The sequence below is a fragment of the Winslowiella sp. 2C04 genome, assembly GCF_050037805.1.
GTDB lineage: Bacteria > Pseudomonadota > Gammaproteobacteria > Enterobacterales > Enterobacteriaceae > Erwinia > Erwinia toletana_A.
The window spans coordinates 1,946,000-1,958,764 of record NZ_CP188300.1 but is presented as its reverse complement, the minus strand read 5'-3'; the positions used below and the strand labels follow the sequence as shown (position 1 = coordinate 1,958,764).

The 12,765-nt window shown below is 53.8% G+C and carries 14 protein-coding genes; 6 read left to right on the top strand and 8 right to left on the bottom strand.

Going from position 1 to position 12,765, the window contains the following annotated elements; genetic code table 11:
- Positions 1-30 precede the first annotated feature (30 nt).
- On the bottom strand, positions 31-1,353 hold the full coding sequence (gene mepM / locus ACP3TC_RS08705) for a murein DD-endopeptidase MepM (RefSeq protein ID WP_313852363.1): 1,323 nt from the start codon (positions 1,351-1,353) through the stop codon (positions 31-33).
- Between the two features lie 14 nt (positions 1,354-1,367).
- Positions 1,368-2,315: a zinc ABC transporter substrate-binding protein ZnuA gene (gene znuA / locus ACP3TC_RS08700; protein WP_313852365.1), complete on the bottom strand. Its 948-nt coding sequence runs from the start codon at positions 2,313-2,315 to the stop codon at positions 1,368-1,370.
- Between the two features lie 78 nt (positions 2,316-2,393).
- On the opposite strand from znuA, the gene znuC reads away from it, so the two are divergent.
- Positions 2,394-3,149, top strand: a complete 756-nt coding sequence (gene znuC / locus ACP3TC_RS08695; protein ID WP_313852366.1) for a zinc ABC transporter ATP-binding protein ZnuC — start codon at positions 2,394-2,396, stop codon at positions 3,147-3,149.
- A complete protein-coding gene (znuB, locus tag ACP3TC_RS08690) occupies positions 3,146-3,931 on the top strand; it encodes a zinc ABC transporter permease subunit ZnuB (RefSeq protein ID WP_313852369.1) in 786 nt (261 codons plus the stop codon). Before znuC ends, znuB begins: the two co-directional genes overlap by 4 nt.
- Positions 3,932-3,977: 46 nt before the next feature.
- On the opposite strand, the gene ruvB is transcribed toward znuB, so the two are convergent.
- From ruvB to aspS, 6 genes are all read right to left on the bottom strand, one after another.
- The gene (gene ruvB, locus ACP3TC_RS08685) at positions 3,978-4,979 is read right to left on the bottom strand and encodes a Holliday junction branch migration DNA helicase RuvB (RefSeq protein ID WP_313852371.1); all 1,002 of its coding nucleotides are present in this window, start codon (positions 4,977-4,979) and stop codon (positions 3,978-3,980) included.
- Between the two features lie 8 nt (positions 4,980-4,987).
- Positions 4,988-5,602, bottom strand: a complete 615-nt coding sequence (ruvA, locus tag ACP3TC_RS08680) for a Holliday junction branch migration protein RuvA (protein WP_426818027.1) — start codon at positions 5,600-5,602, stop codon at positions 4,988-4,990.
- Positions 5,603-5,675: 73 nt separating this feature from the next.
- Positions 5,676-6,200 carry a crossover junction endodeoxyribonuclease RuvC gene (gene ruvC / locus ACP3TC_RS08675; protein ID WP_313852375.1) on the bottom strand — a complete coding sequence of 175 codons (525 nt, stop codon included), beginning with the start codon at positions 6,198-6,200 and terminating at the stop codon, positions 5,676-5,678.
- A 43-nt stretch (positions 6,201-6,243) separates the two neighbouring features.
- Positions 6,244-6,987 carry a YebC/PmpR family DNA-binding transcriptional regulator gene (locus ACP3TC_RS08670; RefSeq protein ID WP_313852376.1) on the bottom strand — a complete coding sequence of 248 codons (744 nt, stop codon included), beginning with the start codon at positions 6,985-6,987 and terminating at the stop codon, positions 6,244-6,246.
- A gap of 26 nt (positions 6,988-7,013) precedes the next feature.
- The gene (gene nudB, locus ACP3TC_RS08665) at positions 7,014-7,448 is read right to left on the bottom strand and encodes a dihydroneopterin triphosphate diphosphatase (protein WP_313852378.1); all 435 of its coding nucleotides are present in this window, start codon (positions 7,446-7,448) and stop codon (positions 7,014-7,016) included.
- A 1-nt stretch (position 7,449) separates the two neighbouring features.
- Positions 7,450-9,228: an aspartate--tRNA ligase gene (gene aspS / locus ACP3TC_RS08660; protein ID WP_426818026.1), complete on the bottom strand. Its 1,779-nt coding sequence runs from the start codon at positions 9,226-9,228 to the stop codon at positions 7,450-7,452.
- A 322-nt stretch (positions 9,229-9,550) separates the two neighbouring features.
- Here aspS and ACP3TC_RS08655 point away from each other — a divergent pair, with 322 nt between their 5' ends.
- From ACP3TC_RS08655 to cmoB, 4 genes are all read left to right on the top strand, one after another.
- Entirely contained in the window at positions 9,551-10,375 is an 825-nt protein-coding gene (locus ACP3TC_RS08655) for a DUF72 domain-containing protein (protein WP_313852380.1), read from the top strand.
- A gap of 106 nt (positions 10,376-10,481) precedes the next feature.
- Positions 10,482-10,877, top strand: coding sequence for an MAPEG family protein (locus ACP3TC_RS08650; RefSeq protein WP_313852381.1), 396 nt, complete (start codon positions 10,482-10,484; stop codon positions 10,875-10,877).
- Between the two features lie 85 nt (positions 10,878-10,962).
- Positions 10,963-11,703: a carboxy-S-adenosyl-L-methionine synthase CmoA gene (gene cmoA, locus ACP3TC_RS08645; RefSeq protein WP_313852383.1), complete on the top strand. Its 741-nt coding sequence runs from the start codon at positions 10,963-10,965 to the stop codon at positions 11,701-11,703.
- Positions 11,700-12,668, top strand: a complete 969-nt coding sequence (gene cmoB, locus ACP3TC_RS08640; RefSeq protein ID WP_313852385.1) for a tRNA 5-methoxyuridine(34)/uridine 5-oxyacetic acid(34) synthase CmoB — start codon at positions 11,700-11,702, stop codon at positions 12,666-12,668. The genes cmoA and cmoB overlap by 4 nt, the downstream gene beginning before the upstream one ends.
- Positions 12,669-12,765 lie beyond the last annotated feature (97 nt).

Genomic DNA, 12,765 nt, shown 5'->3' with positions numbered 1-12,765 from the left:
GCGCCGTCGGTTTTTTACTGCATGCCGGACTTAGTTCAGTCTCAGCTGCGGAACCACCTCTTTGACCTGCGCCAGATAATCTCTGCGATCCTTACCTGTCAGTCCTTCAGAGCGCGGCAGTTTTGCCGTTAGTGGGTTAACGGCCTGGTTATTAATCCAGATTTCATAATGCAGGTGCGGACCGGTTGAACGCCCCGTGTTGCCGGAGAGCGCAATACGATCGCCACGCTTCACCTTGTCGCCTGGCTTGACCAGCAGTTTTTTCAGGTGCATATAGCGCGTCATATACTGACGACCGTGGCGGATTGCCACATAGTTACCGGCCCCACCGCTGCGCTTCGCCACCACCACTTCACCATCACCCACCGCCAGCACTGGCGTACCGACCGGAAGGGCAAAATCGACGCCCTTATGCGGAGCAATACGGCCGGTCACCGGATTAAGGCGACGTGGATTAAAGTTTGAGGAGACGCGATACTGCTTAACGGTTGGGAAACGCATAAAGCCACGCGCCAGGCCAGAACCGCTGCGATCGTAGAATTTACCGTCTTCGGCACGAATCGCGTAGTAGTCTTTGCCGCCGGTATTCAATCGAACGCCTAACAGATGGCTCTGTTCACTTTTGCCATCCATCATTTCGCGTGACATCAATACCGAGAATTTGTCACCGCTGCGCAGTTTGCGGAAATCCATTTGCCACTGCATTGCCTTGATCACCGCACTGGCTTCGCCGCTGCTCAGCCCGGCTTTACGCGCGCTGCTGACAAAGCTGCCGTTCACCGTGCCGCTGAGCACGCTGTTTTTCCATTCGCCCTGCTGCATTTCGCTGGTGGCTTTAAAACCATTGCCGGAGCGATCATAGGTACGGGTTTCACGGCGCGACATTTCCCAGGTCATACGCTGTAGCTGACCATCGTCAGTCAGAGTCCAGGAAATTTGCTGGCCGATTTTCAGATTACGCAGGTCTTTATCCGCTTTAGCCAGCTGGTTGATATCAGACATATCAATACCGTACTGATTAAGGATACTGCTCAGGGTGTCGCCTGTAGAGACGGTATAATCGTGAGTGCCCGACTCATTCTGAACATCTTCATCGATTTCGTCTTTGGGAATATCTTCTTCCGGGGCCGGAGTCGGCTGATCGATCGGTTCACTGGCTTCCGGCAGCAAGGTACGCAGCTCGCTTTTTTCCAGTTCAATATGCTTAACGATCGGGTTTTCGCCGGGATGATAAACGTAAGGCCGCCAGACAGCGACGGCCAGTGTAACGACAGTAAGCGACCCCAGCATGATGCGGTGGGGACGTGGTAAGTTGTTGAACGCCATGGCGACAGAGCGGGCTATCTGCTGCACTATTTACTATTCCTCTATGCTCCTTTCAGGCAGCTCACATACTGGCTCGACAGCTGTGAGAGGAATTTCACATAGCTGTCTTTAGTTAAGCTGATACCCATCCCCAACGGATCTAAGGTGCCTTTTCGCACAGAAGTTCCGCGGGCGACGGCATCGATGACGGCCGGCCTGAATTGTGGTTCAGCGAAAACGCAAACGGCTTTCTGCTCAACCAACTGTGTTCGTATTTGATGTAATCGCTGGGCACCAGGCTGGATCTCAGGATTCACGGTAAAATGCCCTAAAGGCGACAGCCCGTAGTGTTTTTCAAAGTAGCTGTAAGCATCATGAAAAACGAAATATCCCTTCCCCTTCACTGGCGCAAGCTCGGAACTAATCTGCTGGTCAAATTTCGCCAGGCTAACCTCAAAGTTCTGTAGGTTGGCGTCTAGTTTGTCCTTGCTTTGCGGCATAAGTTCCAATAATTTTTGGTGGATTGCAACCGCAGATTGCCTTGCTATTTCTGGGGATAACCAGAGGTGCATATTATATTCACCGTGATGATGGTGATCGTGCCCCTCTTCATCATGGTCTGCATGGCCATCTTCATGATGTTCATCGTCTTCAGCACCGCGAATCAGCAGCGGTTTAACCCCGGTTAAAGCAGCCAGCTCGAGGTTCTTTTTCGCCGGTAAACCGCTGGCGGATTTGGTTAAAAAAGCTTCCATTTCAGGGCCGACCCACACCACAAGATCCGCGCTCTGCAAGCGTTTGACGTCGGATGGACGCAGTGCGTAGTCATGCTCTGATGCACCATCAGGCAGCAGCACTTCGACCGGCGTAACACCGTCGGCAATCGCCGCTGCGATAAAACCAAGTGGCTTAATCGAGGCCACTACCGCAGCCGAGGCAGGCATAGCAAGCGAAGCGGTAAAACCCAGGGTCAACAGGGCAGTCATAAAGCGGTTTTTATTGTGTAACATAATGCGTCAATCCATCGTGGTTAGCGGAAGTAGTGTGATATTATAACATTCGATATCTTCTGCAACCTGTAATCGATAATGTCCTCACTTGTAACGCTGGAAAACATCTCGGTGACCTTTGGTCAACGTCGCGTGCTGTCTGATGTTTCACTTAAGCTGGAACCCGGACGCATTCTGACGCTGCTTGGCCCAAACGGTGCCGGAAAATCTACGCTGGTACGCGTAGTGCTGGGGCTTATTGCCCCTGGTTCAGGCAAACTGGACAGACCCAACGGTTTGCGCATTGGCTATGTGCCGCAAAAACTGCACCTCGACTCCACGCTGCCTCTGACGGTTGATCGCTTTATGCGGCTGCGTCCGACGGTCAAAAAAGCCGATATTCTGCCAGCCCTGAAGCGGGTACAGGCCGGGCATTTACTCGAATACCCACTGCAAAAACTCTCCGGCGGTGAAACTCAGCGCGTACTGCTGGCGCGGGCGCTACTGAATAATCCGCAATTATTGGTGCTGGACGAACCCACCCAGGGTGTTGACGTTAACGGCCAGGTCGCGCTGTATGATCTGATCGATCAGCTGCGCCGCGAGCTTAACTGCGGCGTGCTGATGGTTTCACACGATCTGCATCTGGTGATGGCGAAAACCGATGAGGTACTGTGCCTGAATCACCATATCTGCTGTTCCGGCACGCCGGAAGTGGTGTCGCAGCATCCGGAGTTTATTTCGATGTTTGGCCCGCGCGGAGCCGAGCAGCTGGCTATTTATCGCCATCACCATAATCATCGTCACGATCTTCAGGGACGCATTATTCTGCGTAAAGGACAGGGCCCGTCATGATTGAACTGTTACTGCCTGGCTGGTTGGGCGGCATCATGCTGGCACTGGCTGCTGGCCCGCTTGGCTCATTTGTTGTCTGGCGTCGGATGTCTTATTTTGGTGATACGCTGGCACACGCTTCCCTGCTGGGGGTGGCCTTTGGCCTGCTGCTGAATATCAATCCTTTTTATGCCGTTATTGCCGTCACCCTGCTGCTGTCGCTCGGGCTGGTATGGCTGGAACGTCGTCCGCATCTGGCGATAGACACCCTGCTGGGGATCATGGCGCACAGCGCGCTGTCGCTGGGTCTGGTGGTCGTCAGCCTGATGTCTAATGTGCGGGTTGATTTAATGGCTTACCTGTTTGGCGATCTGCTGTCAGTTACGCCGGTCGATCTGATCGCCATTGCTGCCGGGGTGGCGTTGGTGCTGGCGATTCTTGCCTGGCAGTGGCGCGCGCTGCTGTCGATCACCATCAGTCCGGAAATGGCGCAGGTAGACGGTGTGAATATTCAGCGCACCAAACTGCTGCTGATGTTGGTAACCGCACTGACCATTGGCGTCTCAATGAAGTTCGTTGGTGCGCTGATCATCACCTCGCTGCTGATTATTCCGGCGGCAACCGCGCGTCGTTTTGCCCGCTCGCCCGAACAAATGGCGGCCGTAGCCGTGGCAATTGGCGTTATGGCGGTAACCGGTGGCCTGACCTTCTCGGCGTTTTATGACACGCCAGCCGGTCCGTCAGTAGTGCTGTGTGCAGCAGCAATGTTTGTGCTGAGTATGGTGAAGAAGCCGGCCGTGTAGTCGGCGTTTATCTGCGGGCGGCTGAACATTCTCGCCGCCCGTAAAATTATTCGCGGGTAATACCAAAGTGTTTATAAGCATGCTGGGTGGCAATACGACCACGCGGAGTGCGTTGAATAAAGCCCTGTTGAATCAGATAGGGTTCCAGCACGTCCTCAATGGTTTCACGCTCTTCACCAATTGCCGCCGCCAGGTTATCCAGCCCTACCGGGCCGCCGGTGAATTTATCAATGATCGCCAGCAGTAATTTCCGGTCCATATAGTCGAACCCTTCGGTATCGACATTCAGCATATCCAGCGCTTTAGCGGCTACGTCACCACTTAACTCGCCATTGGCACGCACTTCTGAGAAGTCGCGTACGCGACGCAACAGGCGGTTGGCGATACGCGGCGTTCCACGCGCACGCCGGGCAATTTCCAGTGCCCCCTCAGCGCTGAGATCCAGCCCAAGACAGGCGGCGCTGCGTCCGACGATATGCTGTAAATCCTCAACCCGGTAAAACTCCAGGCGCTGCACTATGCCGAAGCGGTCGCGCAGTGGTGACGTCAGTGAACCGGCGCGGGTAGTCGCACCAATCAGGGTAAAGGGAGGGAGATCGAGTTTAATTGAGCGGGCCGCCGGGCCTTCGCCGATCATAATATCCAGCTGATAATCTTCCATCGCCGGATAAAGCACCTCTTCAACCACCGGCGATAACCGGTGAATTTCATCGATAAACAGCACGTCGTGGGGTTCGAGGTTGGTCAGCATTGCCGCCAGATCCCCGGCTTTTTCCAATACCGGACCGGAGGTGGTACGCAGATTCACCCCCATCTCATTAGCGACAATATTCGCCAGCGTAGTTTTTCCCAGCCCTGGCGGGCCAAAAATCAGCAGGTGATCCAGCGCATCACCACGCATTTTCGCCGCTTTAATAAAGATCTCCATCTGCTCGCGCACCTGCGGCTGACCAACATACTCTGCCAGCAGCTTAGGACGGATGGCGCGGTCAATCACCTCTTCTTCGGTGATAGCGCCCGGCGATACCAGACGATCGGCTTCAATCATGCTTTACCTCAAATAGCTGCGCGCAGGGCTTCACGGATCAGCGTTTCACAGTCGGCACCAGCACGGCCTACTTTACTGATCATTTTGCTGGCTTCCTGCGGTTTGTAGCCAAGGGCGACCAGTGCAGAGACCGCCTCACCCTCTGCATCATTAGCAGCAGGTGCCGGGCTTTCACTGGTCAGCGCGAAGGTCGAATCCGCAGAGAACAGATCGCCATGCATACCTTTAAAGCGATCCTTCATTTCCACCACCAGGCGTTCGGCGGTTTTCTTGCCGACACCCGGCAACTTCACCAGCGCGGCAATCTCTTCGCGTTCGACAGCGGTCACAAACTGCTGCGCCGACATACCGGACAGGATTGCCAGCGCCAGTTTTGGCCCGACGCCGTTAACTTTGATCAGCTCGCGAAACAGCGCTCGCTCTTGCTTGCTGTTAAAACCAAACAGCAGCTGCGCATCTTCACGCACCACAAACTGGGTGAAGATAATCGCTTCGTGGTTCAGTTCAGGAAGCTCATAAAAACAGGTCATCGGCATATGCACTTCATAACCCACGCCGCTGGCTTCAATTAATACCTGCGGCGGCTGTTTCTCAAGAATAATGCCTCTCAGACGACCTATCACGTTTGCTTCCTTTGGATAATGAGGGAATATGGCTGTTTATAACATAAAAAAGGCTGGATGAATATCCAGCCTGTCAGGGACGCAGACGCCCGCGTGTCAGCTGCAATCGAGTTTCACTCAGCCTGCTGGCGTTCTGACTGACGTGACAGTGGGTGATAGCAATTGCCAGTGCATCGGCGGCATCGGACTGTGGATTAGCCGCCAGTTTAAGTAAGGTGCGCACCATATGCTGCACCTGACTTTTCTCGGCGCTGCCGATACCGACCACCGTCTGTTTCACCTGACGCGCGGCATATTCAAACACCGGTAAATCCTGGTTTACCGCCGCGACTATCGCGGCTCCGCGTGCCTGTCCCAGTTTCAGGGCTGAATCCGCATTTTTCGCCATAAATACCTGCTCAATGGCGAAATACTCCGGCTGAAACTGCGTAATAATTTCGCTGACGCCCGCGTAAATCAGCTTCAGGCGCGACGGCAGATCGGTAACGTTAGTACGAATACAGCCGCTACCGAGATAAGTCAGCTGCCGCCCCACCTGTCGAATCACACCGTAACCGGTCACGCGTGAGCCAGGGTCAATACCCAGAATAATTGCCATCACGCGCCTCCGGTGGTGTGCAGTAACATGCCAGTCAACGCCATTACAGCGTAGCCGCCACCTCATCAGAAATTTCACCGTTATGGTAAACTTCCTGCACGTCGTCGCAGTCTTCCAGCATATCAATCAGGCGCAGCAGTTTCGGCGCGGTCTCTTCATCCATATCGGCCTTGGTCGAAGGGATCATGGAGACTTCAGCAGAATCTGCCGTCAGACCGGCGGCTTCCAGCGCATCTTTCACCGCGCCCAGCGATTCCCAGGCGGTGAAGACGTCAATTGCGCCGTCATCGTAAGTCACTACGTCGTCAGCACCGGCTTCCAGCGCAGCGTCCATCACGGTATCTTCATCCAGGCCAGGTGCGAAGGTGATCACCCCTTTTTTGGTGAACAGATACGCCACGGAACCGTCGGTTCCGAGGTTGCCGCCAGTTTTGGTGAAGGCGTGACGCACTTCAGATACGGTACGATTACGATTATCACTCAGACACTCAACCATCACGGCAGTGCCGCCAGGGCCGTAGCCTTCGTAGATGATGGTTTCCATGTTGCTGTCATCATCACCACCGACACCACGCGCTACCGCACGGTTCATGGTATCGCGCGTCATGTTGTTAGACAGCGCTTTATCCATTGCCGCACGCAAACGTGGGTTGGAGTCCGGATCGCCACCGCCAAGCTTAGCGGCAGTCACCAGCTCACGGATGATCTTGGTGAAGATTTTACCGCGTTTGGCATCCTGTGCCGCTTTGCGATGTTTAGTGTTCGCCCATTTACTATGGCCTGCCATTTTTCGCTTTCTCCTCGAAACAAAACTTAAATCACAAATTCTTCTATCGCCTGGCGATTACTCCAGGACTTGGTCAGCAGCGCGGCGTCGCAGGCTTCGAGCCACTGAAAAGCCAGATGCTCGCTAATCGCCACTTCCCGTTCCGTCGGCAGCGCCAGCGTGAACCAGTGCTCGCGGCAGTGGGTCACATCCGGCGCATAGCGATGGCGAAAGTGCGGAAAGATTTCGAATTCTATCTGGCGCTGGCAGTCAACCAATGTGAGCTGTTCAGCGTTGATATCAATTGCCACTTCTTCCTGCACTTCGCGCAGCGCGGTTTGCACCGGCATTTCATCCTGTTCAAGGCTGCCGGTAACCGATTGCCAGAACGCCGCATCGTCACGCCGCTGTAGCATCAGCACCCGCCGGGTGTCGCGGGCGAAGATCACCACCAACACCGAGACGGGCTGCTTATATGCCATATCAGTTGCTCTCAGGCTTTTCCTTCTTCACCACCTGAATGCCCAACTCTTCCAGCCCAGCCGGGTTGGCGAAACTTGGTGCTTCGGTCATCAGACAAGCCGCTGCAGTGGTTTTCGGGAAGGCAATAACATCACGGATATTGTCGGTGCCGGTCAACAACATCACCAGGCGATCCAGACCAAATGCCAGACCGGCGTGCGGCGGCGTACCGTACTTCAGTGCATCCAGCAGGAAGCCGAACTTCTCGCGCTGCTCCTGCTCGTTAATACCGAGAATGCTGAACACCGTTTGCTGCATCTGGCTGTTGTGGATACGTACGGAACCGCCACCCACTTCATAACCGTTAATCACCATATCGTAGGCGTTCGCAATCGCCGTTTCCGGCAGATTTTTCAGCTGTTCCGGCGTCATATCTTTTGGCGCGGTAAACGGATGATGCATCGCCGTCAGGCCGCCTTCACCATCATCTTCAAACATTGGGAAGTCAATTACCCACAGCGGTGCCCAGCTGCCTTCCTGAGTGATTTTCAGATCGCGACCGAGTTTCAGACGCAGTGCGCCCAGCGCATCAGTCACCACTTTAGCGCTATCCGCACCAAAGAAAATCATATCGCCATCGGCAGCGCCGGTGCGCGCCAGAATCGCTTCAACGATCTCAGCGTTAAGGAATTTAGCGATCGGGCTCTGAATACCTTCCAGGCCATTAGCACGCTCATTAACCTTAATATACGCCAGACCTTTAGCACCGTAGATCTCAATAAATTTGCCATATTCGTCGATCTGCTTGCGGCTCAGGGTCGCGCCACCCGGCACGCGCAGCGCTGCTACGCGACCTTTGGCATCATTCGCCGGGCCGGAGAACACCTTAAACTCAACCGCTTTCAGCAGGTCAGCAACGTCCACCAGCTCCATCGGGTTACGCAGATCGGGCTTATCTGAACCGTAGCGGCGCATTGCTTCTGCAAAAGTCATTTGCGGGAAATCACCCAGCTCAACGCCTTTAACATCCAGCCACAGTTCGCGTACCAGACGCTCCATCGCTTCACGCACCTGAGGCGCGGTCATAAAGGAGGTTTCGACGTCGATTTGGGTAAATTCTGGCTGACGATCGGCACGCAGATCTTCGTCACGGAAACATTTCACAATCTGATAGTAGCGGTCAAAGCCGGACATCATCAGCAGCTGTTTAAACAGCTGAGGTGACTGCGGCAGCGCATAGAACTTGCCTTTATGTACCCGGCTTGGCACCAGATAATCACGTGCGCCTTCTGGCGTTGCTTTGGTCAGCATGGGCGTTTCGATATCGAGGAAACCGTTATCGTCCATAAAGCGACGCACAAAGCTGGTGATTTTCGCGCGCGCTTTCAGTCGGTTAGCCATATCCGGGCGACGCAGATCGAGATAGCGATATTTCAGACGCGCTTCTTCACTGTTTTCGTGGTTAGAATCCAGCGGCAGCGGCTCAGAGCGGTTGATAATGACTAAATCGGTGGCGAAAACTTCAATCTCACCGGTCGCCATATCGCTGTTTTTATTCTTCTCATCACGCGCACGCACGGTGCCGGTAATCTGAATGCAGAATTCGTTACGCAGTTCAGAAGCCAGGTTGAATGCATCCTGACGGTCTGGGTCGAAGAACACCTGAACGATGCCTTCACGGTCGCGCATATCAATAAAGATCAGACTGCCCAAATCGCGGCGACGATTGACCCAACCGCACAGTGTCACTTGCTGGCCTACATGAGACAGATTGATCTGTCCGCAATACTCAGTACGCATAACGATATCCTTTTAACTTCATCGCTGCTGCACGCGCAGCATTTAAGTCGTCTTTTGATAGTACCCATCTGGCAATAATCAGCTAATTACCAGACACGTCGGGCAGACGCTGCCCAGAAAAAGGCAGGCATTATAATGTAAAATCGCCAGTGCGATAAGAGCTGAGCGCCACAACCGCGCCAGATCTCAACGATTGATGCTCGCACACCGGGGTTTATCAGAAAAAACTAACAAAATTCGCCGCATCACGACACCTTTATGGTCGCCTGATGCGCGCTTTATCGCTAATCTCTCTCTTTTGCCTGACATTTCGGAGACGGAGATGAAACCGTTATACCTCGGTCTGCCGCAGTGGCAGCATCCGCAGTGGAAAAAGCTGGGAATCGTCACGCTGGCGGATTACGCCCGTTATTTTAACTGTGTTGAAGGGAATACTACCCTGTATGCGCTGCCTAAGCCGGAAATTGTCCTGCGCTGGCGCGATATGACCGATGACGATTTCCGCTTCTGTTTTAAATTTCCCTCCACCATCAGCCATAAGGCGGCGTTGCGCGGCTGTGATGACCTGACCGAGGAGTTTTTCCGCACGCTCGATCCACTCGCCCGGCGTATTGGTCAGTACTGGCTGCAACTTCCTTCGGCTTTTGGTCCGGATGAGCTGCCAGCGCTGTGGGCATTTCTTGATAAACTGCCGCAGGCGTTTCAGTATGGCGTTGAAGTGCGCCATCCGGCGTTCTTTGCCAAAGGCGAGGCCGAACAGGCGTTTAACCGTGGATTACATCAGCGCGGCGTCAATCGGGTGATTCTGGACAGTCGACCGGTGCACGCGTCAACTTCATCGTTGGCGGCAGTCATTGATGCCCAGCGAAAAAAGCCCAAAGTGCCGCCACATGCGGTAATGACCGCCAGCAATCCGATGATACGCTTTATCGGCGGCGAAGATCCCGCGGCTAACCTGCCGTTTTTCGCCGCATGGCTGGCAAAATTGCCCGCATGGCGCCAACAAGGGCAGCCGTGGCTGTTTATTCACACTCCCGATATTGGCGAAGCGCTGACGCTGATTCAGTTCCTGTGGCCACACCTGCAGCAGGCGATGCCTGAGATTGGCTCTGCCCCGGACTGGCCACAACAGGCTCAGTTATTTTAGCGGCTGACTAAAGAAACCCTAAACTGTTACCGCGTTGTCCGGCGACACCTTTACAATTCCCGGCTATGATGTGCGCAGCAACAACTTTTCCTTACTGGAGTTCAGCATGGTCAGCGCGCTTTATGTCGTGCTTGGGGCACTGTTTTTAATCAAATTGTCCATTGATGTGATCCGTTTGCGCCGTCAGTATCGCGTCGCACATGGCGATGGTGGATTCTATGAATTACAAATCGCAATGCGTATTCACGGTAACGCAATGGAAAATATCCCCATTGCGCTGTTACTGCTGGTAATGATGGAGATGAACGGCGCAGATATCTGGATGTTGCATCTGTGTGGGCTGTTTTTCTTCGCGGGCCGCGCCATGCATGGCTGGGGAATGCATCACAGTATTATGTACTGGCGTCGTAATGGCATGCTGATAACCGGTCTGGCGTTAATCGGCATGGTTATCTGTAATCTCCTGTTTATGCCATGGGATCTGATTCTTACTCTGCGATAATTGACCTGAAATGGCAGAAAAGGTGCAGCCCGCGCCGCTTTCTGCCAAAATAGCGCCCTTTCCGTTGTTCACCGGATTTACCGTTATGTCTAACCGCGATACGCTTTTCTCCGCGCCAATAGCAAAGCTTGGTGACTGGACCTTTGATGAGCGCGTAGCTGAAGTTTTCCCTGATATGATTCAGCGCTCGGTGCCAGGCTATTCCAATATCATTTCGATGATTGGCATGCTGGCCGAACGCTTTGTGCAGCCACACAGCCGGGTTTACGATCTTGGCTGTTCACTGGGTGCCGCGACTCTGTCAGTACGCCGTAATATTCAGGCCGAAGGTTGTCAGATTATTGCCGTCGATAACTCACCTGCGATGGTAGAACGCTGCCGTCGCCATATTGACGCCTTCCGTGCCGACACGCCGGTAGAGGTAATTGAAGCGGATATTCGCGCAATTAATATCGAAAATGCCTCAATGGTGGTACTGAATTTCACCCTGCAATTTCTTGAGCCTGACGAGCGTCAGCAACTGCTGAATACTATCTATCAGGGGCTGAAACCTGGCGGCGCGCTGGTGCTGTCTGAAAAGTTCAGCTTTGAAGATCACCAGGTTGGCGAGCTGCTGTTTAATATGCATCATGATTTTAAACGCGCCAACGGTTACAGCGAGCTGGAAATCAGCCAGAAACGCAGCATGCTGGAAAACGTTATGCTGACCGACAGCGTCGAAACCCATAAACAGCGTCTGCATAACGCCGGTTTCGAACATGCGGAACTGTGGTTCCAGTGTTTTAACTTCGGCTCACTGATTGCCGTCAAAGCGAGTGATGCATGATCGATTTCGGTAACTTTTATCAGTTAATTGCTAAAGGCCCACTGGCACCATGGCTGGAAACGCTGCCGGCGCAAATTGCCAGCTGGCAGCGGGAAAATCTGCACGGCCATTTTAAAAACTGGCATAAAGCAGTGGAATATTTACCGCTGCTGGAGCCGGAACGCCTTGATTTGCTGCACAGCGTCAGCGCGGACACCAGCAACCTTACCGACCGTCAACGTGCCGGTATCGACAAATTGCTGCGCAACCTGATGCCGTGGCGCAAAGGCCCTTACTCGCTCTATGGCACCGAAATCGATACCGAGTGGCGCTCTGACTGGAAATGGCAACGGGTCTTACCGCATATTTCACCGCTGGCTGGCCGCACGGTGCTGGATGTTGGCTGCGGCAGCGGCTATCACATGTGGCGTATGCTGGGTGCCGGCGCGAATTTTGTTGTCGGTATCGATCCGATGCAACTGTTTCTCTGCCAGTTCGAAGCGGTACGAAAATTACTCGGTAACGATCAACGTGCGCATCTGTTGCCGCTGGGTATCGAGCAGCTGCCAGAATTAAAAGCCTTTGATACCGTGTTCTCGATGGGCGTGCTCTATCATCGCCGGTCGCCACTGGATCATCTGTTCCAGCTCAAAAACCAGCTGGTCAGCGGTGGTGAGTTAGTGCTGGAAACGCTGGTGATTGAGGGTGATGACCAGGCGGTACTGGTACCGGGCGAGCGTTATGCGCAGATGCGAAACGTTTACTTTATTCCGTCGACCGGCGCGTTAAAAAACTGGCTGGAGAAGTGTGGTTTTGAAGATGTCCGCGTCGTCGATTACTCCGTCACCAGCACCGATGAACAGCGCAGAACCGACTGGATGACCAGTGAATCGCTGGCAGAATTTCTTGATCCTGAGGATGCAACGAAAACTGTTGAAGGTTATCCTGCCCCGCTGCGGGCGGTACTGGTAGCCAGAAAGCCATAAATCAGTTGGGCCGGATAATACCGGCCTCATTTTTATCGTTTCGACAACGCAAGTTTTGCGGCAAAACCGATAAACACACAGCCCCAGCCCGACCGCC